The organism is Streptomyces sp. NPDC059003 (genome assembly GCF_042740445.1).
In the GTDB taxonomy this organism is placed as follows: domain Bacteria; phylum Actinomycetota; class Actinomycetes; order Streptomycetales; family Streptomycetaceae; genus Streptomyces.
This window is the reverse complement of sequence record NZ_JBHYJH010000104.1, coordinates 1-25,000: the sequence shown is the minus strand read 5'-3', so window position 1 is coordinate 25,000 and position 25,000 is coordinate 1. Positions and strand designations below refer to the sequence as shown.

Below are 25,000 nucleotides of genomic sequence, written 5' to 3'. Positions count from 1 at the left end.
GTGTGCGTACGACGCGGGCGCCGCACCCCTCGGGGTGCGGCGCCCGTCGGCGTCCTCGCGGGTCGCGGTCAGTTGTTGGACCGCTGGACGACCATGGTCTTGCCCGCCTTGTCGTGCCAGCCCTGCTGGCGGCCCGTCTTGTCCCAGAAGGGGGACAGATAGACGAGGAGCTGGCCGATGCCGCAGGCGAGCACGCCCACCATCGGGATGATCCAGCGGACGAACGCGGCGCCCATGCCCGGCTTCTGGCCGGTCTCCGCGTCGACGACGCGGATGCCGACGGCGAGCTTGCCGAGCGTGCCGCCCGCCAGGCTGACCATCAGCCACTCGTAGAGCAGACCGATGACGGCGAAGGCACCGAACACGGCGCCGAACTGCGCCGCGAAGTCGGATCCCGCGTCATTGATGCAGGCGTCGTAGCCCGCGGTGCCCGGCTCGCAGTCCTTCGCCTCGTTGAAGGCGCTGATCGCGCCGCCGGCGATGAGGAAGGCGTAGACGACGCTGTACGCGATGCCGTCGATGACGCGGGCGCCGAAGCGACGGCCCATGGACGCCACCGTCGGCCCCGCCCCGCCCGGGTAGCCGTAGCCGCCGGGCTGCTGCGGGTAGGCGCCGTAGGGCTGCGCCTGCTGCGGGTACGGGGCGTAGCCCTGGCCCGGGTAGCCGCCCTGCTGCGGCGGGACGCCCTGGGGGGCCTGCTGCGGGTAGCCGTACCCCGGGCCGTAGCCCGGCTGGGGCTGTCCGGGCTGCTGGGGCGGCGGCCCGTAAGGGTTGCTCATGGTGGGGATTCCTCCGTCGGGAGTGCGGGGACGACGCGGCACACCCCGGAGGAACGTTCACAGATGCGTCCGTCCCCCCGACACCGGCCGCGGCACTGTGCCGCATATCGTTCTTCAGCGCCCGCGTGTTTGTCCAGCCGCTTCCGTTGTGCGTTATGCGTGTGCAATCGCACCCGCGCGCCGATGGCCGCGCGGGTGCCCCGGATTGGTACGCGGGCGGGCTCATCCGGGAGGATGGGACCATGACCGCCCAGATTCTCGATGGCAAGGCCACCGCAGCAGCGATCAAGTCCGAACTGACCGCCCGCGTGGCGGCCCTGAAGGAAAAGGGCGTCACGCCCGGCCTCGGCACAGTCCTGGTCGGCGACGACCCCGGCAGCCAGAAGTACGTCGCGGGCAAGCACCGCGACTGCGCGCAGGTCGGCATCGCGTCCATCCAGCGCGAACTGCCCGCGACCGCCTCCCAGGAGGAGATCGAGGCCGTCGTGCGGGAGCTGAACGACGACCCGGCCTGCACCGGCTACATCGTGCAGCTGCCGCTGCCCAAGGGCATCGACGAGAACCGCGTCCTGGAGCTGATGGACCCGGCCAAGGACGCGGACGGCCTGCACCCCACGAACCTCGGCCGCCTCGTTCTGAACGAGCCCGCGCCGCTGCCCTGCACGCCGTACGGGATCATCCGCCTCCTGCGTCAGCACGACGTGGAGATCAAGGGTGCGGAGGTCGTGGTCATCGGCCGCGGCGTGACCATCGGGCGCCCGATGCCGCTGCTGCTCACCCGGAAGTCGGAGAACGCGACGGTGACCCAGTGCCACACCGGCACCCGTGACCTCGCGTCGCACCTGCGCCGCGCCGACATCATCGTGGCCGCCGCGGGCGTGCCGCACCTGGTCAAGCCCGAGGACGTGAAGCCGGGCGCGGCCGTGCTCGACGTCGGCGTCTCGCGCGACGAGAGCGGGAAGATCGTCGGCGATGTGCACCCCGGCGTCGCCGAGGTCGCCGGCTGGCTCTCGCCCAACCCGGGCGGCGTCGGCCCGATGACGCGGGCGCAGCTCCTGGTCAACGTCGTCGAGGCAGCCGAGCGCGGTGCCGCGGGTTGAGCGGGGGGAGGGCGACCCCATGAACGCTGAGGTGAAGGGCGGGGCGGAGCCGGCGGCCACCGACGCGTCCGAGCCGGGCGCCGACGCACCGGAGGCGGCCACCGACGCGCCGGAGCCGGATGCCGTGGCCACCGGGAACGGTGCCGTGCCCACCGCGAAGGGCGCCGTCAGCGCGCCCGGTCCCGATGGTGCGCCCCGGAAGACGTCCCGACGCTTTCCCCTCTTCACGCGGGACACCGCGCGGCCCGAGGGCGGCGGGCGGGCCGCCCCGGGGGACGCGCCCGCGCCCGCGCGCCAGTGGCCGCTGCTCGCCGTCGTGTCGGTGGTCGCCCTCGGGCTGCTCCTGACCGCGTTCGACGTGTTCCGCGTCGGCACGATACTGATCGGGCTCGCACTGCTCGCGGGGGCCGTGATGCGCTGGACGCTGCCGGGCGTCGGCATGCTGGCGGTGCGGTCGCGGTTCACGGACATGGTGACGTACGGGGCACTCGGCCTCACCATCGTGCTGCTCGCGATGATGGCCCAGCCCGATCCATGGCTGGTGATCCCGTTCCTCGACGACACGCTGCACTTCACGATCAGCAGCTAGCCGGGGCGGCGCTCGGACGCGGACCCCGGACGCACCAACGGCCCGTACTCGCCAGGAGAGTACGGGCCGTTGGCCGTGGGGGCTGGGTGGTGCTGCTGCGGTCGCGGGCCCGTTTCCCCCGTGCGCCCCTGCACGAGGCCGCTGACCTCAGTGGTCATGGCTGGTCATCGACAAGCTGTTGTTGACGTGCCGTTCTGGAAGTCGTTATTGGGGCGCAGACCCAGGTCCCCCGTGCGAACCCCCGTGATGCGGGTCCGCGCCCCCTTCCCCCGTGCGCGCCGTTCATGAAGAGGCGACGCGGGTGGTGTTGCTGAACATGAAACTACGCGGCCCGGGCGCCCCGCGTCGTCCGATGCGGGGTTGAGGTTCGCGTACCACGCAGGGCGTATCGCCGCGCCGTCTACAACTCCCGCGGTACGGCACCCGATGGACGTTGACCCGCGGGCATGCGCGTTACGCTGCGGCGATGCGCCTCCGCCCGTTCGCCGTCGATGTGCTGCTCGCCCTGGGGCAAGCGGCGAGCGTGGTGTTGGTCGGCCGGCAGGTGGAGGACCTCGGCTGGCCCGCTCTGGACCTGCGGGGCTATGTCCTCGCGTTCCTGGTGATCCTGCCGACCCTCGCGCGCTCGAAGGCCCCGCTCACGGTCTGTCTGGTGACGTACAGCATCTGGACCGTCTACGTCGCCCTGGGCTACATGCCCCAGCCGCCGTCGTTCGCCCCGATGCTGTGCCTCTACACGGTCGCGCTCCAGCGTCCCACCCGTACGTCCGGATACTGTGCGGGTTTACTGGCCGCCACCTGGATCTTCGGCGGCGTGATCAGTGACTACCCGTCCTCGATCCCGACGATCGCCGTGCAGGCCGTCTGCCTCAACGCCCTGGTGTGGCGCATGGGTTACCTGGCGAGACGCTCCGCCGAGCTGGCCCGCAAGACGCGCGCCGAGCAGCACGAGGAGGCCCGTCGGGCGGTGGTGGAGGAGCGCGGGCGGATCGCGCGCGAGCTGCACGACGTGGTCGCCCACCACATGTCGGTGATCTCCGTGCAGGCGGGCCTCGCGAAGTTCGTCTTCGACACCGACACCAAGACCGCGCGCTCCGCGCTCGGCACCATATCCGGCACCAGCGCCGAGGCGCTCGAGGAAATGCGGCGCATGCTGCGGGTCCTGCGGGCGCAGGAGGACGACGGGGAGGTGCCGGACGCGCCGATGCCGGGGCTCGCCGGCATCGGGGAGATGGCCGAGCGGGTCAGAGCGGGCGGCGTACCTGTCGAATTCCAGGTCACCGGGACGCCGCGGCCGATCGCGCCCGGCGTCGAGTTGTGCGCGTACCGGGTCGTGCAGGAGGCGCTCACCAACGTACTGAAGCACGCGCGTCACGCCAGTGCCACCGTTCAACTGCACTACCACCGCGACTACATCGAGGTGTCGGTCGCCGACGACGGAGAGGGGGTGATTACGGACAGAGTCGGACGAGGCGGTGGGCATGGCTTGATTGGTATGCGCGAACGAGCCAAGCTCTACGGCGGGACGATCAGCATCGGACCGCGCAGCACGGGTGGGTTCGCCGTCAGGCTGACCCTGCCCACGTCCGCGCGGGCCGCACCGCCGGGAGACGACGCCACTGTATGACCCCCCACATCAAGGTGCTGGTCGTGGACGACCAGTTCCTCATCCGCGCGGGGCTGGTCGGAGTGCTGCGCGCGGCCCCCGGCATCGAGGTCGTCGGCGAGGCGGGCGACGGCACGGAGGCCGTGGAGCTCGCTGCCGCCACGCGGCCCGACGTGATCCTGATGGACATCCGCATGCCCGAGATGAACGGCATCACGGCCACGGAGCGCATCCTCGCCGCGGCCCCCGACCCGCCGCCCCGCGTCCTGGTCCTGACGACCTTCGACCTCGACGAGTACGTGTACGGGGCGCTGCGCGCGGGAGCGTCCGGGTTCCTGCTCAAGGACTCCGGGCCCGAGCGGCTGCTCGCCGCGGTGGCCGCGGTCGGCAGCGGCGACGCGCTGTTCGCGCCGAGCGTCACGCGCCGCCTCGTGGAGGCCTTCGCGGTGCGCTCCGGCGCGATGCCGGGGAGCGCGGGGCCGCCGCCGGACCTGGAGGCGCTGACGGGCCGGGAGCTCGAAGTCCTGAAGCTGATCGCCCGCGGCCTGTCCAACGCGGAGATCGCCGACCGCCTGTACATCAGCGAGGCGACGGTCAAGACGCATCTCAACCGCACGATGAACAAGCTGGACCTGGACACGAGGGCGCAGGCCGTGGTGATCGCGTACGAGACGGGCCTCGTGACGCCCGGGAGCTCGGGACGCTGACTTCCGGGTGTCATCGCCTTCCGGGGTGCTCTCAGTGAGGGCGCGAGTGCGAGTGCGAAGGGTGTGCGGGGGAGTGGGACGGGGCCGTGCCTGGCGGCATCCGGCCAGACGCGGACGCGGCCTTCGGGTGCCCGAGCCCGCCGCCCCTGGTGTGCCCAAGGCCGACGACCGGGCGCGCCCCCTCCCCCCGTACCACCCCCAAAAGCCACGAATGCGCAGGTGAAGAGCGCAAGACGGCGCCCGTCCTCTCCCCCGTGGGAGGACGGGCGCCGCCGGTCTGCGTGGGCGGGCCGTGGGCTCGCCGTGCGCCTTAAGCGTCATGGACGCGCCATCTCCGCTTCAAGGGAAGCTGGTCCCCTGTGGCACGGAAGTGACCATTCCGCAACGGTGTTCCCGGTCCGCAACGATCATGAATCGGGCGGACGCCACCGCCTCGGCCCGCAAAAGGGTCAACTGCCGCATACGGGAGGGTTCCGGGGCGTCCTGGTGCGGGAGCCGGGGTTCCGCATCGCGTCGCGGCACGTCGGTGGGACACTGGGCCGAAGACCGCGAGGCGTGCGACGGGGCACCCCATGGCCGCAAATGCACCCGTGCGCCCCCTTTCCGGGAACTGACATCCTGGCTTTGCGCATCCCTCTGGGTAGTCCAGAACGGGAGCGTTCGGGGGCTTGTGCGGGGCACTGGGGCAGAGGGCACGATGCGCGGGAGCAAGCACGTACGGGGGAGTAGGGGGAGCAATGCCTCGTTGGAAAGCGCTACCGGACGACCTCGACCCGCAGGTCAGGGAGTTTGCCAGCCAGTTGCGCAGGCTGGTCGACCGCAGCGGCCTCAGCATCGCCGCCGTCGCCGACAGGACCGGCTACAGCAAGACGTCGTGGGAGCGCTATCTGAACGGGCGGCTGCTCGCCCCCAAGGGCGCGATCGTCGCGCTCGCCGAAGTCACGGGTACGCCGCCGGTCCACCTCATCACCATGTGGGAGCTGGCCGAGCGCGCCTGGAGCCGCTCCGAGATGCGGCACGACATGACCATGCAGGCCATCCGCATCTCGCAGGCCCGCGCCGCCCTCGGTGAGCTGGCCACGCCCAACCCGCCCAAGGGGAAGGGCGATTCGGGCAGGGCGGGTGGTTCCGGCAAGGCGGGCAACTCGGGCAAGGCGAGCGGCTCGGGCAAGGCGCGTGGGGGCGTCGGGGCCGTGACGGGTGTCGCGGGACCGGCCGGGGTGTCCCCGACGATGCCGCCGCAGCAGCCCGCCGCGCGGGGGCAGGACGGGGTGCGGTACGCGGCGCAGGCGCCGGCGCAGCCCGGGGCGGCGGGAGCGGCCACGGCACCCGGTGCGTCGGGTGCGTCGGGTGTGCCGGGTGGTGCCGCCTCGCCGCTGTCGTCGCCTCCTGCGGCCTCGTCGGCGTCGGCCTCGTCGTCCTCTTCGTACGAGGCGTCGGCGACGCCTCCCGCGGCGGCCGCCTCCGCGCTCGCCTCGGCCTCGACCGCGTACGGCGGGTCGGCCGTCGGAGTCGTGGGCGCGACCACCGGACCGGCCGTCGGGCCTGACGGCAAGTCGCCCGACGGGCAGCGGCGCAAGCGGAAGCTGACGATGTTCCTCGCGGGTGTCGTCGGTGCGCTCGTCGTCATCGCCGTCGCGGTGTTCCTCACCGGCATCGGCAAGGACGGCAAGGACGACGACGCCAAGCCGTCGACGTCCCCCAGGACCTCCACGGCGAAGCTGCCCGCGGGCGTGAAGTGCAGCGGCGACGACTGCGCGGGCAAGGACCCCGAGACCATGGGCTGCGGCGGCGAACTGGCCAGGACGACGTCCCGCGTCACTGTCGGCACGAAGACGCTCGTCGAGGTGCGCTACAGCAAGACCTGCGGGGCCGCGTGGGCGCGGATCACCCAGGCGGCGCCTGGGGACAAGGTCCAGATAACGGGGTCCGGCGGGGGCGCGGCCGGTAAGCAGCGGGGGACCGTGGACGCGGACTTCGACGCGTATACGCCCATGGTGGCGGTGAAGTCGGGCACGCAGGCGAAGGCCTGCGCGACGCTGAAGACCGGCCAGAAGTCCTGCACGAAGTAGCTGCCGCCGGCCTGGGGGTGACCGACCACCCCCACCCATGGCCTGCCGCCCCGCCGCTGCCGCGGCGGCTTCTTCCCGCCCGCCCACCCATGGCGTACTGCCCGGGCCTACCCCCACCCGTGGGCACAGGTCCCGCCGCTATCGCGGCGGCTTCTTCCCGCCCACCCGCCCATGGCGTGCCGCCTGGGCCTACCCCCACCCCATTGGCCGGGCGTCCCAGGGTGGGCCCCCGCGCGGCAGCCGCCGACGGTGGGCAACCCCCACAGGGGGCGTTCACCTGTCGGGAGGGCAGAAATGGGCGGGCGGGTGGGAGATGGAAGCCGCGACAGCGGTGGGCGGGTGCCCGCACCCGCCGGCGGCGGGTCACCTCCACCAGAGGCGCCCACCCCGCGGAAGGCCAGAAACGGGCGGGCGGGTGGGAGACCCACAAAAAGCATGGCCGGAAAACATCGGGGGCAACCCGGCATGCCTCAGCCCCCGGAGGGCAGACGCACCGTACCCCCACGGGAGTGGTCACACCCCCAGGCGGCCGCCACGTCCCCTCTTCCGACGTGGCGGCCGCCACCTCGGAACCGCCCAGGGCCCAGGGGCCAGGCCTTGTGGGGTGAGCCACACCGCCCTGACGCCCCCGGCGAGAATCGGCGCGATAGCCTGACCGCGGATCTCTCTTGATGCCAAGAGATCGATCATCGAGAGGCGATCGACAAGGGCGTCGGCAGGGGATCCAGCACATGGGGCAGGGACCCCCACCGCCAGCTGTCTTACGGAGATCGCCATGACCCGCACTCCCGTGAATGTCACCGTCACCGGCGCGGCCGGCCAGATCGGCTACGCGCTGCTGTTCCGCATCGCCTCCGGCCACCTGCTCGGCCCGGACGTGCCGGTCAATCTGCGCCTGCTGGAGATCACGCCCGCCCTGAAGGCCGCCGAGGGCACCGCGATGGAGCTCGACGACTGCGCCTTCCCGCTGCTGAACTCGATCGAGATCAGCGACGACCCGAACGTGGCCTTCGCCGGTACCAACGTCGCCCTCCTCGTCGGCGCCCGCCCCCGTACGAAGGGCATGGAGCGCGGCGACCTCCTGGAGGCCAACGGCGGCATCTTCAAGCCGCAGGGCAAGGCCATCAACGACCACGCCGCGGACGACGTCAAGGTCCTCGTCGTGGGCAACCCGGCCAACACCAACGCCCTCATCGCGCAGGCCGCCGCCCCCGACGTACCGGCGGAGCGCTTCACCGCGATGACCCGCCTCGACCACAACCGCGCCATCTCGCAGCTCGCGAAGAAGACCGGCGCCACCGTGGCCGACATCAAGCGCCTCACCATCTGGGGCAACCACTCGGCCACGCAGTACCCGGACGTCTTCCACGCCGAGGTCGCCGGCAAGAACGCCGCCGAGGTCGTGAACGACGAGCAGTGGCTCGCCGACACCTTCATCCCGACCGTCGCCAAGCGCGGCGCCGCGATCATCGAGGCCCGCGGCGCGTCCTCGGCCGCCTCGGCCGCGAACGCCGCCATCGACCACGTCCACACGTGGGTCAACGGCACGGCCGCCGGTGACTGGACCTCCATGGGCATTCCGTCCGACGGCTCGTACGGCGTTCCGGAGGGGCTCATCTCCTCCTTCCCCGTCACCACGAAGGACGGCAAGTACGAGATCGTGCAGGGCCTGGAGATCAACGAGTTCTCCCGCGCCCGCATCGACGCCTCCGTCAAGGAGCTCGAGGAGGAGCGCGAGGCGGTCCGCGCCCTCGGCCTCATCTGAGGCCTGAAGCCTGAGGTCGAAGCCGCAAGCCGCAAGCCGCAAGCCTCAAGTCTGAGGTGCGAGGGCCGCCACCCTCACGCCTCGTCAACCGCCCCCGGGACCCGCGTACGCACGCGGATCCCGGGGGCGGTTGCCGTTCCCGCCCGCACCGTCCGTCACTCCCTCACCGGTTGGGGGGACACCTGTCCCAATCGCCGGACAGTCGCCCCGCGCCGCCGCTACGGTGCCAGCTCCGTAGCTGTGCAGGGTGAGTTCGCTGAGGCATCGGGGGTGCCGGGGCATGCACGAGGAGCCGCCGACGCGGCGGTACGCGCACACCGAGGCCACGCGGCTGCTGTGCGCCGGAGTCCATCTGAACGCCGCGTTCCGCAGACGGGTCGTGGAGGAGCTCGTCGGCCACGCCGAGCGCCCCGTGGCGCCGCCGCTCGGCGCCGACGTCCTCTCGGTGCTCGCGCACGCCCTGCGCGCCCGCCGCGACGAGGTCGTCACCGCACTGCTGCTGCTCGCGGTGTGGGCGGGGTTCTTCGTCACCGACGCCGTGATGGCGTGGGACGGCATGGAGGACCGCTCCGGCGGTGACGCGGGCCTGTCCTTCGGGGACGTCCTGATGCTGCCCTTCGGCGCGCGGGAGACCGGCGGGGCGGAGCCCGGCGGTGGCGCCGGAGGCCTGGTGCCGGGCGGCTGGGGCCTGATGTACGCGACGGTCGTCCTGCTCCTGTGGTGCGGCCGTGTCGTGCGCGGCCGGGACACGGGCGGCGGGGCCCCGCTGCGGCGGGTGACCCTGCCCGCCTGGCTCGGCTGGCTGCGCAGCCGCCTCGGGTGGCTGGTGACGGTCAACGCCTGGGCGCTCGCCGTCACGTACTGGGTCACCGCGTTCGCGGGGATCGCCGACACTCCGTACCCGGTGATCTTCCCGCTGCTCGTCGCGGCCGTGGTCTGGCGCCACCAGGCCGTGCGCAAGCGGAGGCTGCGCGGCGGCCTCGCCCGGCAGCTGTTCGCCGAGACCGAGCGGCCCGAGCTGCCGGGACGGTACGCCGCGCTCGCCGCGTGCATCCGCCGCGAGCAGGACGCCCCGCTCACCCTGTACGACGTGAACCGCCCCTTCGTGGGCGCGGGAACGCCCCGCAAGCCGTGGTCCGTCGTCCTCGAACTGAAGCGTGACGACAGCAAGAACGGCAAGAGCGGCACCGGCGGGGAGAGCGCACCCGACGGCGGCCTGCCCCGCCAGGGCGTCCGCGCGCCGCTCACCGCGCGCGACGTCATCACCATGATCGAGCCGCGCCTCAAGGCCCTGCGCAGGTCCGCCGGTGTCACCAGCAAGGACCGGCTGCGGCACCTGGAGATCGACGAGTTCGTCTATCTGCCGTCGGGGGCGGGCCGCGACGAGGAGCTGTTCACGGGGCAGGACGACAGGACCGCCCTGGTGTACGACGCCGACGAGGCCCGGCGGCACATCGCCGAGGCGGCCGGCGAGGGCGGGGAGGCCCGGCGGCACTTCCTGCGCATCCGGGTCGGCGCCTGGAACGAGCAGGTCGTCGTCTCGCTCCTGGTCCGGGTGCACACCCAGGGCGGGATGCTGGTGCTCGAAGTGGTGCCGCACGTCCTCGGCCCCGTCATGGCCGAGTTCCGCGAGGTCGACACGGTCACGGCGAGCGCACCGGAGGGGCCGCTGCGCGACGCCGCCCGCGCCTGGGTGGAGGCGCCCGCGATCGGCGTGGCGACCGGCATCGCCGCCCTGCGCGCGCTGCCGTCGCTGCTGCCGTCCCTGCGGCTCTGGCTCGCGGCGGCCGCCGCCGGACCCGCGGACCGGCGGGAGGCGGACGCGGGGCAGGGGCCCAGGGGAGCCAAGGCGGCCGCCGCGCGCGCGGGCCACGCCGCCCCCGGCGGCGCCCCGCTCCCGGCCCGCGCCGCCCGCGCCCTGCGCGTCCTCGCCGCCCGGCTGCTTCCCGTGCGGACCGCGCCGCCGGACGCCCCGCTGGTCTCGCTGCGCCAGCTGGCCGCGAGCGACGAGCTCTCGCTGTTCCAGGAGATGGACGTCACCCGGTACATCAGGACGCTCCAGGACCGCATCGGCGAGGGCGTGCGCGACGCGCTGCAGGCCAGCGGGTACCGCACGGACCGCCTTGAGCAGAACATCACGCAGATCAACAACAGCGGCGTGTACATCAACGAGATGTCCGGCGGCGCCCTCGCCACCGGCAGCCACGGCCAGGCCACTCACATGGAGAAGACCACGGTATGAGCGACGACGCGCACACGGGCGGCGGGGCGACCGTCAACATCAACGCGATCAACGGCGGTTCCCAGGCCTTCGGCGACCACGGCAGGGCCGAGTCCACCAACTACACGACGGTGGTGGCGAGTCAGGAGTACGCGTCCCTGCTCACGGCGGTCCGCGGGCTGCGGCGCGGCCTCGGCCAGGAGGAGCGCACCCCGGAGGACGACGCGCTCGACGGTGAACTCGCCGACGTGGAGGGCGAGATCACCCGCACCGGCCGCTCCGGCGGCGGACCGCTGCGCCGGCTGCGCGACCGCCTCGCGGACTACGCGCCCGCCGCCACGACGGCCGGGGCCGTCACGGCCGTCCTCCAGGCGCTCGCCCAACTCCCGCAGATCCCCGGCTGACCGCCGTGCGGGTCTTCGACAGCAAGCGTCAGGAGTGGGTGGGCGCCGAGCGCGAACGGCAGCTCGCCGTCCTCCACACGCGGGACGCGGTCCGCCAGCGCACGGTCCTGCGCGGTGCCGTCGCCGTCCTCGCGGCCTGCGGGCTCGCCTTCGGCACGTGGGCCGTCGGCTGGAAGGACGAGCCCGAGCCGACGGTGTACTTCATGGGGCCCGAGACCAGGAGCAGCGCGGGCCTCGAAGCCTCCGGCAGCGACGGCGGCTCCGCGTCGTCCCCGGCCCCGTCCTCGTCCTCGCCGGGCGACGAGGCGCCGCCCGGGTACGAGACCGTGAGCGACCCCGAGGGCTTCCGCGTCGCCGTGCCGATCGGCTGGACCCGCACCAGCGTGGACGCCGAGCCCGGTGTCGGCATCGATATCGTCAACTACCGCAATTTCGACGCCACTCGGCGCCTTCAGGTGTACGAGGTGAGTGAGGCGACGCCGTATGCGTCGCTCACGGACTTCCTCGACGACACGAAGGTGCCGAAGTCGGCGGGATTCCGGAAGCTTGCCCTTGAGCGGCTTTCCGAGGGGGATCGGGCTGCCGCGCGGCTCACGTACACCACGGACCGGATTGATGAGGAGCCGGAGGTCGGGGCGTGGTACGTGGTGGATCAGCGGTTCGAGGGGGTGGATGGGAAGTTGTACGCCATCGCGGCGTATGGCGCTGACGCTGAGGGCCGGGGGGAGGTTCGGGAGCTGTTGGCTGCGGCGATTGAGGGGTTCTGTCCGCCTGCGAGTGTGTGTGGGTGAGGTCCTCGCGGGGGCGCCCCAGTCCCGCCCCTTCCCGAAACCAAGGGGCTCCGCCCCCTGGACCCCCTTTTATCCGCGCTTCGCGCTCGTCCTCAAACGCCGGACGGGCTAGATGATGCTTTCCAGGCCGTCGTTGTCAGGGCTGCTGCTATCAGGACCACCGTTCCTACTGCTCGTAGGGCTTCTGCCATGCCGTGGGTGAAGTCGGTGGTGTGGGCGGTGGCGAGGATCGTGCCGGTGATGGCTACGCCCAGGGCCGCGCCCACCTCGCGGGCCGAGGTGCCGAGGCCGGAGCCGAGGCCCGCCTGGTGCGGGGGCAGTGAGGAGACCACGCCCATCGTCAGGGCGGGCATGCACAGGCCGGTGCCCGCCGAGATGACGAGGAGCCAGCAGGCGTACAGGGCGTAGGGCGTCGCGGCGTCCGCGGTGGACGTGCCGAGCAGGCCCGCGCCGATGAGGAAGAGGCCGGCGCCCACCACCGGGCGCGGCGTGCGGGACCAGCGGGCGGCGAGCCGCGGCACCAGCGCCATGCCGACCGTCAGCGGCACGATGGCGAAGCCGGCCTGCGCGGCCCCGTACCCCTTCACGTACTGCAGATACTGCGAGTTGACGAAGAAGAGGGAGAAGAGGCCGAAGAAGCTGGCCGCGGTGCCGAGGGTCGCGGCGCACAGGCGGCGCGAGCGGAAGACGCGCGGGTCGAACAGCGGGGCGCGGGAGCGCAGGGCGTGGGTGGTGAACGCGCCGAGCAGGACCGCGCCGACGGCGAACGCGATGAGGATGCGGGCCGAGGTCCAGCCGTACAGGGGGCTCTCGATGATGCCGAAGAGGATCGCTACCAGGCCCGCGGTGAGCAGGAGCGTGCCGACGGGGTCGGGGGACTTGGCGTCGGGGGCGGTGGCCGTGCGCGGGGTCGTGCGGGCGACGGCCACGGCGAGCAGCGCGGCGAGCGGCAGCATGACCCAGAACAGGGCGCGCCAGGGCAGGTACTCGCCGATCAGGCCGCCGCCGACGTTCCCCGCGAGACCGCCGAGGCCCACCGCGAGCGTCCAGGAGGCGAGGGCGCGCGGGCGCTGCTCGGGCGGGGCCACGCGCATCAGGATGGACATCGTCGCGGGCATGATCAGCGCGGCGCCCGCGCCGGAGACGCCGCGCCCCGCGATGAGCAGCGCGGGCGACCCGGCAAGCGCGCTCACCGTGGCGCCCGCGCCGAACAGGCCGAGCCCGGTGAGCAGCGCGCCCTTGCGGCCGTACCGGTCGCCGAGCGCGCCCGCCGGGATCAGCAGGCCCGCGAACACGATGACGTACGCGTCGACGGTCCACAGGAGTTCGCTCGCGGAGGGGTGCAGGGACGACGAACTCAGCTGGGGGATCAGGAGGTTGATGGCCGCCACCATGCTCTGCGCGACGAGGACGCAGGCGCACAGCACGATCAGGGTCGGGCGGGTCAGGGCGGGGGTGGGGGTGGGGGTGGGAGTGCGGGGCTGGGGCGTATCGGGGGCGGGGCGGGGGGATCGGCTGGGGGCAGGGGAAGGCAAGGCTCCTCCTCGGGAGCGACGTGGCGTGGGGTGTGCCGCCACCGTAGGCTCGCTCCCTACCTGCTTTCCAGTGCAACTTTCGCAAGGGATACCTGCACGTGACGCAATCAAGTGAGCCGGTGCGGGAGCCGGGGCGGCTCGACCTCGACCTCAATCTGCTCCTCGCCCTCGACGTCCTGCTCGATGAGCGCAGCGTGCGCGGCGCGGCCCGGCGGCTGCATCTGTCCGAGCCCGCGATGAGCCGCACCCTCGGCCGGGTCCGCAAGGCGCTCGGCGACCAGATCCTGGTGCGGGCGGGCCGCCAGATGGTGCCGACGCCGTACGCGCTCGCCGTGCAGGCGGAGGTCGGTGCGGTGGTGGAGCGGGCCCGCGCCGTGTTCGCCGGGCCCGGCGCCCAGGACCTGCGCACCGTCGACCGCACGCTCACGATCGTCGGGCACGACGCGCTCGCCGCCGCGTACGCGCCCGCGCTGTTCGCCCGCGCGGCCGCCGAGGCCCCGGCGGTGCGGCTCCGCTTCCTGCCCGAGAGCCATCTGGGCGCGCCCGTGCTGCGCGACGGCACCGCCGACCTGGAGGTCGGCGTGATCGACACGACGGCGCCCGAGGTGCGGGTGGAGCCGCTCCACGAGGACGTGATGGTGGGTGTCGTACGCCCCGGACATCCGCTGCTCGACGGCGAGTTGACGCCGCGGCGGTTCGCGGAGGAGGCCGACCATCTGACGGTCTCGCGCAAGGGCCGCATGACGGGCCCGCTGGACGCCGCGCTCGCCGAACTCGGCCTGAGGCGGCGGGTGGTCGGCAACGTGGGGACGTACCCCTCGTCCCTCTTCATCCTCCTGAGCACCGACCTCGTCGGCCTGATCATGCCCTGGGCGCGCCCGCTGACCGACCCTCTGGGCCTGGTCACCTTCCCGGTTCCGCTGCGGCTTCCGCCGCTGTCCCTGGCCATGGCCTGGCACCCGCGCCACGACGCGGACCCGGCGCACGCGTGGCTGCGGGATTGCGTGCGGGATCTGATGCGTACGGCGGATGCGCCGCGTACGTAGACGGCCCGGGCCGCCGCCGTCCGGCGGCCCGGGCCTTGGTGCCCACACGGGAGTCCGTGACCGCAGGGACTACTGGATGGCGCCCCTGGGAACCTCGATCTCGATGCCGCGGACCAGCATCCGGTCGTCGTAGGCGACGCGGACGGCCTGGCCGGACTGGATCGCGATCAGGACGGCCTGGACCGCGAAGTCGCTCGGCTGGAGCAGCTGCACGGGGCGGCCGTCGACGAGCAGGATCATGGCCTTCTCGTAGCCCGGGAACGGGACGATCGGGGCGCGCACGGCCTGTGCGTAGCCCACCATCCACTGGACCTGGGGCTGGGTGCCGGGCTGCTGGCCGAGCTGCTGGAGCAGCGACTGGTACGGCTGCTGCTGGCCGAGCTGCTGGAGCTGCTGGCCTATGCCCTGTTGCCCCATGCCCTGCTGACCCGGCTGCTGGCCCAGGCCCTGCTGGCCTATGCCCTGTTGCCCGATGCCCTGCTGGCCGGGGATCTGCTGGCCGAAGGGCTGCTGCTGTTGCTGCTGTTGCGGCGCCGTGCCGATGCCGCTCAGGCCCACGGGTGCGAACGATGTCATTCCGATTCACCTCTCACTCGGGTCGGGGCCCCGGTGCGACCACCCTCCTGCGGGACGCCGGGCCTGGATAGCGGCCCATTGCGACAAAGGGGAGCCAAGGGGGAGGGGAGGGGGATACAAGACATGGTTCGCGTTTCATCCGTGCGCGGCGGGCGGACGCGCGCGCCTTTCCGGCGGCTTCCCGGGCCGCCGACGGGGCGTCAACTCCCGCTTCCGGACGATTGGTTGCCGTGCGCGTGCCGTGCACACCCTGTGGATGTCCCGTCCGGAATGGGGGCGTCGGCTCTTGCTGACCTGCTCTGGAATGTAGTACTTCTTATACATGAGCGAGCAAGTCCACAACAGGTTGGCCATGGTGCGCGCCGAGCGGAAGGTGTCGCGCCAGAGCCTGGCCGAGGCCGTGGGCGTCCACTACCAGACCATCGGCTACATCGAGCGGGGGCAGTACAACCCGAGCCTCGACCTCGCCTTGAAGATCGCGCAGCACTTCGGGCTCCCCGTCGAGGCGCTCTTCTCCCTCCAGCCGTTTCGCCCGCTCACGGACCAGGTGTACGGGAAGGACCAGTAAGTCATGGCACAGCAGCAGTTGACCGCGCTCGACCGGTGCATGTACGTCCTGATGAACCGCACCGAGGGCGAGCCGCTGTACCGCACCGCCGCCCGGCGCCGGGCCGTCGTCGTCGTGCACATCGCGCTGACCGTCGCGGAGGTCGTGGCCTGGCTCGCGACCGTCTTCGGCGAGCGGACCTGGACGGTGTGGGTGATGCTCGGCCTGCTCCTGCCGTGGTGCGTCGCCACCGGGGTCATCAACGGCTCGACCAGGGGCCTGCTCGAACTGCGGACGCGCGCCCTGGACGAGCGGCAGCGCGCCGAGCGCGACCGGGTGCGGGCCCGCGCCTACCGGATCATGACCTGGCTGCTGCTCGCGGTCGTGGTCGGCACGGGGGTCGCCGGGCTCGCGGGCGTGGGTCTCAAGGTGCTGGTGTTCCAGGCGGCGGCCTGCGTGCTCGCCGCGCACTGGCTGACGCCGCTGTGGGTGGCGGGCTTCTCGGTCAAGGACGAGCCCGCCGACGAGTTCGACGAGGACTTCGCGGTCGAGGCCGCCCACTGACGTCGTACGGGCGCGTGATGCCGTACGGGCGTATGGCGCTGTACGGGCGTACGGCGCCGCACGGGCGTCCGGCGCCGCACGCGCGTCACGTCCGCTGGAGCTGCTCCTGCAGCTTGGAGATGTCCACGGACTCGTCCGCCGACGGCGTCTTCGTCGGCACCGGCTTGTCGTAGTCGCTCAGCGTGGTCGTCTGGTCCTCGCCGTCGCCCTTCTCCGTGGCGCGGATCAGATAGGGCTTCCCCTCGGACGCCACGTACAGAACCTTCTCCTTGCCGTCCTCGGTGGACGTGAGCGGGACGGCCTTGGTGCCGTCGACCGTCGTGACGGCGCCCTTCTTCAGCTTCTCCGTGTCGTCGTCGGAGTCCTCGCCGACCGTCTTCTGGAGCCCCTTGAGGTCGCACACCTCGGCGAGGCCCTTGAGCATCGGGTCCTTCGTGCTGCCGTGGACGTAGCGGCCCTTGAACAGCTCGGCCGCCGCCGCGCCGTCGCCGCCCGGCACCTGGTTCTTCCAGAACGCCTCGTCGGGCTTCATCCACACCTTGTCGCCCTGCTTGACCAGCTCGGCCGAGCCGCCGCCCGCGCCGAAGGCGAGCGTGCCGGTGCAGTTGCCGTCGCGGTCGAGCCGGAAGTCCATCGTGGCCGGATCGTCCTTCTCGACGTCCGTGCCCTTGTCCGTCAGCTTCAGGTGCACCGACTTCGCGTCGAGCAGCTCCCGCTTCGCCTTGTCCGAGATCTCCTGGGCGCTGAGGTCCGCGGTGCCGTCCTTGCCCTTGTCCTTCTTGTCGTCGTCCGAGGAACATGCCGGGACGAGCAGGGCCAGGGCGGCGGCAGCACAGGCCGCGGTCGCGGCGCGTACTCGCGTACGGGACATTTGGTGCATAACGTCACCTCCGGTGACAGAACGTGCTTCGAGGGTACGTTTCACCCCGCGTACCCGCATACGCAGTGACACAGCGCACTTTCGGCCATCGAATACGCATGCTTTTCCCGGCCCCGGGCAGGTGCTCCCGGCTACCACGAGTGACAGGTGGGGCATATGACAGGAACGGAAGGCAACAGGGACGTGTCCGCACAACAGACCATCCACGTCGGCGGAGAGTGGCGCGCGGCCGCATCCGGCGCCACCCGCGAGATCATCGACCCCGCTGACGCCAAGCCGTTCGCGGTGATCGCCGAGGGCGGTGCCGACGACGCGGACGCCGCGATCGCCGCCGCGCGGAAGGCCTTCGACGACGGCCCCTGGCCCGCCACGCCCGTCGCCGAGCGCGCCGCCCTGCTCCGCCGCGTCGCCGACCTCCTGGTCCGCGACCGCGAGGAGATCGGGCTCCTGGAGTCCCGCGACGCGGGCAAGACCCTCGAAGAGGGCCGCGTCGACGTCGACTGCGTGGCCGACGCCTTCCGCTACTTCGCCGACCTGGTGATCGGCGAGGGCGCGGGCCGCGTCGTGGACGCCGGGTCCGACGACATCCACAGCGTCGTCGTGCACGAGCCCATCGGCGTCTGCTCGATGATCACGCCCTGGAACTACCCGCTCCTCCAGGCCAGCTGGAAGATCGCCCCGGCGCTCGCGGCGGGCAACACCTTCGTCATCAAGCCGAGCGAGATCACGCCGCTGACGACGGTCGCCCTCATCGAGCTGCTCGTCGAGGCCGGCCTGCCCGAGGGCGTCGCCAACATCGTCACCGGACCCGGCCACACCGTCGGCGCCCGCCTCGCCGACCACCCGGACGTCGACCTCGTCTCCTTCACCGGCGGCCTGGTCTCCGGCACCAAGGTCGCCCAGGCCGCCGCGGTCGGCGTGAAGAAGGTCGCCCTCGAACTCGGCGGCAAGAACCCGAACGTCGTCTTCGCCGACGCCGTCGCCACGGACGAGGGCTTCGACACGGCCGTCGACCAGGCCCTGAACGCCGCGTTCATCCACAGCGGCCAGGTCTGCTCCGCCGGTGGCCGCCTCATCATCGAGGAGTCGGTGCGCGAGCGCTTCGTCGCCGAACTCGCCCGCCGCGCCGGGAAGATCCGCCTCGGCCGCGGCACCGAGGACGGCGTCGAGTGCGGCCCGCTCGTGTCGCAGGAGCAGCGCGAGAAGACCGAGATGTACGTGGCCTCCGCCCTGGCGGAGGGCGCGGTCCTGCGCACCGGCGGCAAGCGCCCCGAGCCCAGTGACGCCCACCCCGCCACCGGCTACTTCTACGAGCCGACCGTCCTCGACCAGTGCCACCGCGGCATGAAGGTCGTGCGCGAGGAGGTCTTCGGCCCGGTCCTGACGGTGGAGACCTTCACCACCGAGGACGAGGCCGTCGCGCTCGCCAACGACACCGAGTACGGGCTCGCGGGCGCCGTCTGGACCGCCGACTCCGGCCGCGCCCGGCGCATGGCGCGCCGGCTGCGCCACGGCACGGTGTGGATCAACGACTTCCACCCCTATCTGCCGCAGGCCGAGTGGGGCGGCTTCGGCAAGAGCGGCGTCGGCCGCGAGCTGGGCCCGGCCGGGCTCGCCGAGTACCGCGAGGCCAAGCACATCTACCAGAACCTGGACCCGAAGCCGGTCCGCTGGTTCGCGGGCTGAGGCATCCGCGGGCGCCCCGAACCCCCCCCGGGCGCCCGCTCATTACGCGTAAGCACCTTTGCGTCACCTGGCAGGAAGAGGAGCAGTACCCCCATGACTGGAACCGAGTTCGACTACGTCATCGTCGGTGGCGGGACCGCAGGTTCGGTGATCGCGTCCCGGCTCACCGAGAACCCGGACGTCACCGTCGCCGTCATCGAGGGCGGCCCGAGCGACATCGACCGCCAGGACGTGCTCACGCTGCGCAAGTGGCTCGGCCTGCTCGGCGGCGACCTCGACTACGGCTACACGACGACCGAACAGCCGCGCGGCAACTCGCACATCCTGCACAGCCGCGCCAAGGTCCTCGGCGGCTGCTCCTCGCACAACACGCTGATCTCCTTCAAGCCGCTGCCGTCCGACTGGGACGAGTGGGAGGAGGCCGGGGCCACCGGCTGGAACGCCAAGGCCATGGACCCCTACTTCGGCAAGCTGCGCAACAACGTGGTGCGCGTGGCGAAGAAGGACCAGAACCAGATCGCCACCGACTGGGTCGAGGCCGTCAAGACGGCCCTGGACGTCCCCGAGGTCGTCGGCTTCAACGACCAGCCGTTCGACGAGGGCGTCGGGTTCTTCGACCTCGCGTACCACCCGGAGAACAACAAGCGCTCCTCCGCCTCGGTCGCCTACCTCCACCCGCACATGGAGGCCGGGGACCGCCCGAACCTCCACCTGTTCCTGGAGACCTGGACGTACCGCCTCGAGCTCGACGGCAAGACCGCGCGCGGCGTGCACATCCGCACCAAGGACGGCGCGGAGCAGCTGCTCACCGCCCGCCGCGAGGTGCTCGTCTGCGCGGGCGCGGTCGACACGCCCCGCCTCCTGATGCACTCCGGCATCGGCCCGGCCAAGGACCTCGAGGCCCTCGGCATCCCGGTCACGCACGACCTGCCGGGCGTCGGCGAGAACCTCATCGACCACCCCGAGTCGGTCATCGTCTGGGAGACCAACGGGCCGATCCCCGGCAACTCCGCGATGGACTCCGACGCGGGCCTGTTCGTGAAGCGGGACCCGGCCCACAAGGGCCCGGACCTGATGTTCCACTTCTACCAGATCCCGTTCACGGACAACCCGGAGCGCCTCGGCTACGAACGCCCCGAGCACGGCGTCTCCATGACCCCGAACATCCCCAAGTCCCGCGCCCGCGGCCGCCTCTACCTGACCTCCGCGGACCCGGAGGTCAAGCCCGCCCTGGACTTCAAGTACTTCGAGGACGAGGGCGACTACGACGGCCGGACGCTGGTCGACGGCATCAAGCTGGCGCGCAAGGTGGCCAAGGCCGAGCCGTTCGCCAAGTGGCTCAAGCGCGAGGTCTTCCCGGGCCCGGACGTCACCGACGACGCCGAGATCAGCGAGCTCGTCCGCAAGGCCGCACACACCGTCTACCACCCGGCGGGCACCTGCCGAATGGGCGCCTCCGATGATGAACTTGCCGTAGTCGACCCGGAGTTGAGGATCCGCGGGCTCGACGGAATCCGTATCGCGGACGCATCCGTCTTCCCGACGATGCCCGCCGTGAACCCGATGATCGGAGTGCTCATGGTCGGGGAGAAATGTGCCGAGCTGCTGGGTGGTGACGCCCATGAGTGAGCCCGCGACTCTCACCGAGCAGGCGGCCGCCGCGTCCGGGGCCGAGCCCGTCTTCGCCGTCGAGAACCTGTGGAAGGTCTTCGGCCCGAAGTGCGAGCGGGTCCCCGGCGACCCGGAGCTGACCGCCCTCACACCCGCCGAACTGCGCGAGCGCACCGGCTGCACGGCCGCCGTGCGCGATGTGTCGTTCGAGGTCAACAAGGGCGAGGTCTTCGTCGTCATGGGCCTGTCCGGCTCGGGCAAGTCCACGCTCGTGCGCTGTCTGACCCGGCTCATCGAGCCGACGTCCGGGTCCGTCGCCATCGACGGCGAGGACGTCCTCGCGATGGACAAGAACCGCCTGCGCGAGCTGCGCCGCCACCGCGCGTCCATGGTCTTCCAGCACTTCGGCCTGCTGCCGCACCGCTCGGTCCTCGACAACGTCGCGTACGGCCTGGAGATCCAGGGCGTCAAGCGCGCCGAGCGCCGCGCGAAGGCCGCCGAGGTCGTCGCCAAGGTCGGCCTCGAAGGCCTGGAGGCCCGCAAGCCCGGCCAGCTCTCCGGCGGCCAGCAGCAGCGCGTCGGCCTGGCCCGCGCCCTCGCCGCCGACCCCGAAGTCCTGCTCTTCGACGAGCCGTTCAGCGCCCTCGACCCGCTGATCCGCCGCGACATGCAGGAGGAGGTCGTCCGCCTGCACCGCGAAGAGGGCCGCACCATGGTCTTCATCACGCACGACCTCAGCGAGGCCCTGAAGCTCGGCGACCGCATCGCCCTGATGCGCGACGGCCGCGTCGTCCAGCTGGGCACGCCCGAGGAGATCGTGGGCTCGCCCGCCGACGACTACGTACGCGACTTCGTCCGCGACGTGCCGCGCGAGCAGGTCATGACGGTGCGCCGCGCCATGCGGCCGCTCGACGCCACGTCCGACGCCGACACGCGCGGCCCGGCCCTCGCGCCCGACGCGACCGTGTCCGAGGCCATCGAGGCCGTGGCCCGCACCGGCTTCCCCGCGCGCGTCATGGACGAGGGCCGCTGCCTGGGCGTCGTCGACCAGGAGCGGCTGCTCGGGGTCGTCGCGGGCATACCGGCGCAGTCCGGCGAGGTGGTCAAGTAATGGCCTCCGCCACCGCGTCGACCCCGGTACGAGATACGGGGCTCGGCACCCTGCTGCGGCACCGTGCCGTCGTCAAGCTCCTGCTGCTCGCCCTCGCGGCGGCGGTCGCCGTACCGATCCTCAACGCCAAGTGGGCCTCCGGCGCCTGGCCGGACGCGCTCACCGTCGACCTGACCGAGCCGCTCGGCGACGCCAGCGACTGGATCATCGACAACCGCGACAGCCACCCGCTGTTCCTGTACTTCTTCGGGCACATCAGCAACGCCGTCGTCCTCGCCGTGCGCGGCGTCTACCTGGTGCTCCTCGCCGCGGGCTGGGCGGGCGTCACCGTCGCCGCGGGCGCCATCGCCTGGCGCGTGGCCGGCGTCAGGCTCGCCGTGACGGCCGCCGCGGCCTTCGCGCTCTGCGGCCTGCTCGGCATGTGGGTGCCGACGATGCAGACGCTCGCCCTGATGACCGTGGCCGTGCTCGCGTCCGTCGTCCTCGGCATGCTGCTCGGCCTCGCCGCGGGCCTCAACGACCGCGTGTTCCGCATGATGCGCCCGGTCCTCGACACCATGCAGGTGCTCCCGGCCTTCGCCTACCTCCTGCCCGTCGTCCTGGTCTTCGGCATCGGCGTGCCCGCGGCCGTCCTCGCGACGGTCGTGTACTCGGCGCCGCCGATGGCGCGCCTGACGGCCCTCGGCCTGCGCGGCGCCGACGGCGGCGTGATGGAGGCGGTGGCGTCGCTCGGCGCGACCGCCCGTCAGCGCCTGCTCTCCGCGCGCCTCCCGCTGGCCCGCAAGGAGCTCCTGCTCGGCGTCAACCAGACCATCATGATGGCGCTCTCCATGGCCGTCATCGCGTCCGTCATCGGCGCGGGCGGCCTCGGTGACCGCGTCTACCAGGCGCTCGCCTCCGTCGACGTCGGCCAGGCCCTCGCCGCCGGCATCCCGATCGTGCTGCTCGCCGTGGTCCTCGACCGCGTCACGGGCGCGGCCGGCGAACGCCTCGGCGCCGGCGAGGCCGAGGACACCTCGCCGCTGCGCGGGTGGCGCGGCTGGTCGGTCGCCGCCGCCGTCACCCTCGTCTTCGCCCTCGCCTCCCGGTTCGCCGACCGCCTGGAGTGGCCGACGAGCTGGGTCGTGCAGATCGCCGAGCCGGTCAACACCGCCAAGGACTGGATGGTCGACCACCTGTACACGGGCGTCCCCGTGGTCGGCGGCACGGCCGACTGGGCCGCGCACTTCACCACGTACGTCCTCGACCCGCTGCGCGACGGACTCCAGGGCCTGCCCTGGTGGTCGGTCCTGCTCATCGTGGCCGCCCTCGCCTGGGTCATCGGCACCTGGCAGACGGCCCTGACCGCGGTCCTCGCGATGGCGGGGATCGGCGTGCTCGGCGTCTGGAACGCCTCCCTCGACACGCTCTCGCAGGTCCTCGCGGGTGTGGCCGTCACCCTCGTCCTGGGCTTCGCGATCGGCGTCGCGGCGTCGCGCAGCAAGCGCCTGGAGAGCCTGCTGCGGCCCGTACTCGACGTCTTCCAGACGATGCCGCAGTTCGTGTACCTGATCCCGGTCGTCGCGCTCTTCGGCGTGGGCCGCGCCCCCGCCGTCGCCGCGGCCGTGGTCTACGCGCTGCCCGCCGTCATCCGCATCACCACGCAGGGCCTGCGCCAGGTGAGCCCGGCCGCCATGGAGTCCGCCGAGTCCCTCGGCGCCACCGGCTGGCAGCGGCTGCGCCAGGTCCAGCTCCCGCTGGCCCGCCCGGCCCTCCTGCTCGCCCTCAACCAGGGCGTCGTCCTGGTCCTCGCCGTCGTCGTCATCGGCGGCCTGGTCGGCGGTGGCGGGCTCGGCTACGACGTCCTCGCCGGTCTGGCGCGCGGTGACCTCGCGACCGGTCTGGTGGGCGGTGTCGCCATCGTCTGCCTCGGTCTGATGCTGGACCGGGTGACGCAGCCGACGGAACGCCGCGCGAAGAAGGGAGCGTGACCATGCGGGTACGTACGCGTGTGGCCGCCGCGGTTTCCGGCGTGGGCGCCCTGGTCGTGCTCTCCGGCTGCGGTGCCGCCGACATGACCAAGCAGGCGTCTCCGTACGCGAACGCGGCGGGCGCCAAGACGGTGACGCTGTCCGTGCAGTCCTGGGTCGGCGCGCAGGCCGATGTCGCGGTGGCCGAGTACCTGCTCAAGAAGGAGCTCGGCTACCGCGTCGACAAGGTCCAGATCGACGAGATCCCGGCCTGGGACGCCCTCAGCCAGGGGCGCGTCGACGCGATCATGGAGGACTGGGGCCACCCGGACCAGGAACAGCGCTACATCAAGGACAAGAAGACGATCGTCCCCGGCGGCGACGTCGGCGTCACCGGTCACATCGGCTGGTACGTCCCCACGTACTTCGCCAAGAAGCACCCCGACGTCACGGACTGGAAGAACCTCAACAAGTACGCGAAGGACTTCCGCACCCCGGAGTCCGGCGGCAAGGGCCAGCTCATGGACGGCTCCCCGTCCTACGTCACCAACGACAAGGCCCTCGTCGAGAACCTCGACCTCGACTACAAGGTCGTCTTCGCGGGCTCCGAGGCGGCCCAGATCACCCAGATCGAACAGTTCGCCAAGCAGCAAAAGCCGTTCCTGACGTACTGGTACAAGCCGCAGTGGCTGTTCGAGAAGGTCCCCATGACGGAGGTCAAGCTGCCCCCCTACAAGGAGGGCTGCGACGCCGACCCCGCCAAGATCAAGTGCGCCTACCCGCACACGCCGCTCCAGAAGTACTTCAACGCCGACTTCGCCAAGAACGGCGGCAAGGCCGCGGCCTTCCTGAAGAACTTCAAGTGGTCCGAGGCCGACCAGAACGAGGTCTCCCTGATGATCGCCGACCAGAAGATGTCCCCCGAGGACGCGGCGGAGAAGTGGGTCGCGAAGAACCAGACGAAGTGGAAGGCGTGGCTGCCGAAGTAGTTCCGTAGGCGTGAAGGTGGGCGGGGCCGCCCGGGGGTCGTGAGTGTGGCGCTTCCGGGCCGGAAGCCAAGGGCGCCCTGCGGGCGTCGGCTCCGCCGATTCCGCTCCGCTCCACCCTTGACTGCCGTCCCTCCAGCGCGGGTTGCTGTCGTCCGGGCGGCCCAGGGGTGGGGCGGCGGGCAGCCGCGGTTGGTCGCATCCACTTTCACTGCCGGGTGCGGCGAGGCACTTCTTACGGGAACGCCGACGCTCCGGCGAGCGCCCGGCTCGGGCGGGAATACGGCCGGGCTGCGTCGCCGACTGCGGCCCGGCTCGCGGCAACCCGGCCCGCGGCGGCCGGGCTTCATTTACCTACTTCGAGAAAGTTGCGAGCAGCGCGCAGAGGTAGCGCACCAAGGCAGTTCACGCCCCCCGTTTCAGCCCGTCCGGCGTTTGAGGACGAGGCCGAAGGCCGGAAAGAAGGGGGTCCAGG

The 25,000-nt window shown here is 72.0% G+C and carries 21 protein-coding genes; 17 read left to right on the top strand and 4 right to left on the bottom strand.

Annotation, left to right across the window (positions count from 1 at the left end; translation table 11 throughout):
* Positions 1 to 68: 68 nt before the first annotated feature.
* Complete coding sequence (locus ACFWZ5_RS29935; RefSeq protein WP_384803822.1) at positions 69 to 779, bottom strand: RDD family protein; 711 nt, start codon at positions 777 to 779, stop codon at positions 69 to 71.
* A 242-nt stretch (positions 780 to 1,021) separates the two neighbouring features.
* Between ACFWZ5_RS29935 and ACFWZ5_RS29930 the strand changes: the two genes are divergently transcribed.
* The 9 genes from ACFWZ5_RS29930 (at position 1,022) to ACFWZ5_RS29890 (ending at position 12,034) form a co-directional block, all read left to right on the top strand.
* Positions 1,022 to 1,879 (top strand): bifunctional methylenetetrahydrofolate dehydrogenase/methenyltetrahydrofolate cyclohydrolase, encoded by an 858-nt coding sequence (locus tag ACFWZ5_RS29930; protein WP_384803819.1) that lies wholly within the window; start codon positions 1,022 to 1,024, stop codon positions 1,877 to 1,879.
* 19 nt (positions 1,880 to 1,898) lie between these two features.
* Positions 1,899 to 2,468: a DUF3017 domain-containing protein gene (locus tag ACFWZ5_RS29925; RefSeq protein WP_384803816.1), complete on the top strand. Its 570-nt coding sequence runs from the start codon at positions 1,899 to 1,901 to the stop codon at positions 2,466 to 2,468.
* A gap of 466 nt (positions 2,469 to 2,934) precedes the next feature.
* Positions 2,935 to 4,095 (top strand): sensor histidine kinase, encoded by a 1,161-nt coding sequence (locus ACFWZ5_RS29920; protein WP_384803813.1) that lies wholly within the window; start codon positions 2,935 to 2,937, stop codon positions 4,093 to 4,095.
* Entirely contained in the window at positions 4,092 to 4,781 is a 690-nt protein-coding gene (locus ACFWZ5_RS29915) for a response regulator (RefSeq protein ID WP_384803810.1), read from the top strand. The genes ACFWZ5_RS29920 and ACFWZ5_RS29915 overlap by 4 nt, the downstream gene beginning before the upstream one ends.
* 737 nt (positions 4,782 to 5,518) lie before the next feature.
* Positions 5,519 to 6,853 carry an XRE family transcriptional regulator gene (locus tag ACFWZ5_RS29910; protein WP_384803807.1) on the top strand — a complete coding sequence of 445 codons (1,335 nt, stop codon included), beginning with the start codon at positions 5,519 to 5,521 and terminating at the stop codon, positions 6,851 to 6,853.
* Positions 6,854 to 7,628: 775 nt separating this feature from the next.
* Positions 7,629 to 8,618: a malate dehydrogenase gene (locus ACFWZ5_RS29905; RefSeq protein WP_384806576.1), complete on the top strand. Its 990-nt coding sequence runs from the start codon at positions 7,629 to 7,631 to the stop codon at positions 8,616 to 8,618.
* Positions 8,619 to 8,898: 280 nt separating this feature from the next.
* Complete coding sequence (locus ACFWZ5_RS29900; RefSeq protein ID WP_384891568.1) at positions 8,899 to 10,860, top strand: hypothetical protein; 1,962 nt, start codon at positions 8,899 to 8,901, stop codon at positions 10,858 to 10,860.
* Entirely contained in the window at positions 10,857 to 11,243 is a 387-nt protein-coding gene (locus ACFWZ5_RS29895; RefSeq protein ID WP_384806352.1) for a hypothetical protein, read from the top strand. Before ACFWZ5_RS29900 ends, ACFWZ5_RS29895 begins: the two co-directional genes overlap by 4 nt.
* A 5-nt stretch (positions 11,244 to 11,248) precedes the next feature.
* Positions 11,249 to 12,034, top strand: a complete 786-nt coding sequence (locus tag ACFWZ5_RS29890; protein WP_384806350.1) for a hypothetical protein — start codon at positions 11,249 to 11,251, stop codon at positions 12,032 to 12,034.
* Positions 12,035 to 12,126: 92 nt separating this feature from the next.
* Here the strand turns inward: ACFWZ5_RS29890 and ACFWZ5_RS29885 are convergent, their stop codons facing one another.
* Entirely contained in the window at positions 12,127 to 13,461 is a 1,335-nt protein-coding gene (locus tag ACFWZ5_RS29885; protein WP_384806356.1) for an MFS transporter, read from the bottom strand.
* A gap of 200 nt (positions 13,462 to 13,661) precedes the next feature.
* On the opposite strand from ACFWZ5_RS29885, the gene ACFWZ5_RS29880 reads away from it, so the two are divergent.
* Complete coding sequence (locus tag ACFWZ5_RS29880; RefSeq protein WP_384806354.1) at positions 13,662 to 14,615, top strand: LysR family transcriptional regulator; 954 nt, start codon at positions 13,662 to 13,664, stop codon at positions 14,613 to 14,615.
* 69 nt (positions 14,616 to 14,684) lie between these two features.
* On the opposite strand, the gene ACFWZ5_RS29875 is transcribed toward ACFWZ5_RS29880, so the two are convergent.
* Complete coding sequence (locus ACFWZ5_RS29875) at positions 14,685 to 15,191, bottom strand: hypothetical protein (RefSeq protein ID WP_384804052.1); 507 nt, start codon at positions 15,189 to 15,191, stop codon at positions 14,685 to 14,687.
* Between the two features lie 322 nt (positions 15,192 to 15,513).
* On the opposite strand from ACFWZ5_RS29875, the gene ACFWZ5_RS29870 reads away from it, so the two are divergent.
* Positions 15,514 to 15,759 carry a helix-turn-helix transcriptional regulator gene (locus ACFWZ5_RS29870; RefSeq protein WP_384804050.1) on the top strand — a complete coding sequence of 82 codons (246 nt, stop codon included), beginning with the start codon at positions 15,514 to 15,516 and terminating at the stop codon, positions 15,757 to 15,759.
* A gap of 3 nt (positions 15,760 to 15,762) precedes the next feature.
* Positions 15,763 to 16,302 (top strand): hypothetical protein, encoded by a 540-nt coding sequence (locus ACFWZ5_RS29865; RefSeq protein ID WP_384804048.1) that lies wholly within the window; start codon positions 15,763 to 15,765, stop codon positions 16,300 to 16,302.
* A gap of 85 nt (positions 16,303 to 16,387) precedes the next feature.
* Here the strand turns inward: ACFWZ5_RS29865 and ACFWZ5_RS29860 are convergent, their stop codons facing one another.
* A complete protein-coding gene (locus ACFWZ5_RS29860) occupies positions 16,388 to 17,173 on the bottom strand; it encodes a hypothetical protein (protein ID WP_384804046.1) in 786 nt (261 codons plus the stop codon).
* 165 nt (positions 17,174 to 17,338) lie between these two features.
* Here ACFWZ5_RS29860 and ACFWZ5_RS29855 point away from each other — a divergent pair, with 165 nt between their 5' ends.
* The 5 genes from ACFWZ5_RS29855 to ACFWZ5_RS29835 all read left to right on the top strand — a co-directional run bounded on the left by ACFWZ5_RS29855 (position 17,339) and on the right by ACFWZ5_RS29835 (position 24,528).
* Entirely contained in the window at positions 17,339 to 18,868 is a 1,530-nt protein-coding gene (locus ACFWZ5_RS29855; RefSeq protein ID WP_384804044.1) for an aldehyde dehydrogenase family protein, read from the top strand.
* Between the two features lie 93 nt (positions 18,869 to 18,961).
* Entirely contained in the window at positions 18,962 to 20,497 is a 1,536-nt protein-coding gene (locus tag ACFWZ5_RS29850; RefSeq protein WP_384804042.1) for a GMC family oxidoreductase, read from the top strand.
* Positions 20,490 to 21,590 (top strand): glycine betaine/L-proline ABC transporter ATP-binding protein, encoded by a 1,101-nt coding sequence (locus ACFWZ5_RS29845; protein WP_384804040.1) that lies wholly within the window; start codon positions 20,490 to 20,492, stop codon positions 21,588 to 21,590. The genes ACFWZ5_RS29850 and ACFWZ5_RS29845 overlap by 8 nt, the downstream gene beginning before the upstream one ends.
* On the top strand, positions 21,590 to 23,560 hold the full coding sequence (locus ACFWZ5_RS29840; RefSeq protein WP_384891565.1) for an ABC transporter permease: 1,971 nt from the start codon (positions 21,590 to 21,592) through the stop codon (positions 23,558 to 23,560). Before ACFWZ5_RS29845 ends, ACFWZ5_RS29840 begins: the two co-directional genes overlap by 1 nt.
* A 2-nt stretch (positions 23,561 to 23,562) precedes the next feature.
* On the top strand, positions 23,563 to 24,528 hold the full coding sequence (locus ACFWZ5_RS29835; RefSeq protein ID WP_384804034.1) for a glycine betaine ABC transporter substrate-binding protein: 966 nt from the start codon (positions 23,563 to 23,565) through the stop codon (positions 24,526 to 24,528).
* The last annotated feature ends 472 nt before the right edge of the window (positions 24,529 to 25,000 follow it).

Bases quoted from the DNA above. Each gene is read 5' to 3' on its own strand.
- ACFWZ5_RS29845 (WP_384804040.1), top strand. From the start codon at position 20,490: ATGAGTGAGCCCGCGACTCTCACCGAGCAGGCGGCCGCCGCGTCCGGG.
- ACFWZ5_RS29920 (WP_384803813.1), top strand. From the start codon at position 2,935: ATGCGCCTCCGCCCGTTCGCCGTCGATGTGCTGCTCGCCCTGGGGCAA.
- ACFWZ5_RS29915 (WP_384803810.1), top strand. From the start codon at position 4,092: ATGACCCCCCACATCAAGGTGCTGGTCGTGGACGACCAGTTCCTCATC.
- ACFWZ5_RS29850 (WP_384804042.1), top strand. From the start codon at position 18,962: ATGACTGGAACCGAGTTCGACTACGTCATCGTCGGTGGCGGGACCGCA.
- ACFWZ5_RS29895 (WP_384806352.1), top strand. From the start codon at position 10,857: ATGAGCGACGACGCGCACACGGGCGGCGGGGCGACCGTCAACATCAAC.
- ACFWZ5_RS29870 (WP_384804050.1), top strand. From the start codon at position 15,514: ATGAGCGAGCAAGTCCACAACAGGTTGGCCATGGTGCGCGCCGAGCGG.
- ACFWZ5_RS29905 (WP_384806576.1), top strand. From the start codon at position 7,629: ATGACCCGCACTCCCGTGAATGTCACCGTCACCGGCGCGGCCGGCCAG.
- ACFWZ5_RS29875 (WP_384804052.1), bottom strand. From the start codon at position 15,191: ATGACATCGTTCGCACCCGTGGGCCTGAGCGGCATCGGCACGGCGCCG.
- ACFWZ5_RS29840 (WP_384891565.1), top strand. From the start codon at position 21,590: ATGGCCTCCGCCACCGCGTCGACCCCGGTACGAGATACGGGGCTCGGC.
- ACFWZ5_RS29935 (WP_384803822.1), bottom strand. From the start codon at position 779: ATGAGCAACCCTTACGGGCCGCCGCCCCAGCAGCCCGGACAGCCCCAG.
- ACFWZ5_RS29835 (WP_384804034.1), top strand. From the start codon at position 23,563: ATGCGGGTACGTACGCGTGTGGCCGCCGCGGTTTCCGGCGTGGGCGCC.
- ACFWZ5_RS29910 (WP_384803807.1), top strand. From the start codon at position 5,519: ATGCCTCGTTGGAAAGCGCTACCGGACGACCTCGACCCGCAGGTCAGG.
- ACFWZ5_RS29925 (WP_384803816.1), top strand. From the start codon at position 1,899: ATGAACGCTGAGGTGAAGGGCGGGGCGGAGCCGGCGGCCACCGACGCG.
- ACFWZ5_RS29860 (WP_384804046.1), bottom strand. From the start codon at position 17,173: ATGTCCCGTACGCGAGTACGCGCCGCGACCGCGGCCTGTGCTGCCGCC.
- ACFWZ5_RS29865 (WP_384804048.1), top strand. From the start codon at position 15,763: ATGGCACAGCAGCAGTTGACCGCGCTCGACCGGTGCATGTACGTCCTG.
- ACFWZ5_RS29855 (WP_384804044.1), top strand. From the start codon at position 17,339: ATGACAGGAACGGAAGGCAACAGGGACGTGTCCGCACAACAGACCATC.
- ACFWZ5_RS29930 (WP_384803819.1), top strand. From the start codon at position 1,022: ATGACCGCCCAGATTCTCGATGGCAAGGCCACCGCAGCAGCGATCAAG.
- ACFWZ5_RS29900 (WP_384891568.1), top strand. From the start codon at position 8,899: ATGCACGAGGAGCCGCCGACGCGGCGGTACGCGCACACCGAGGCCACG.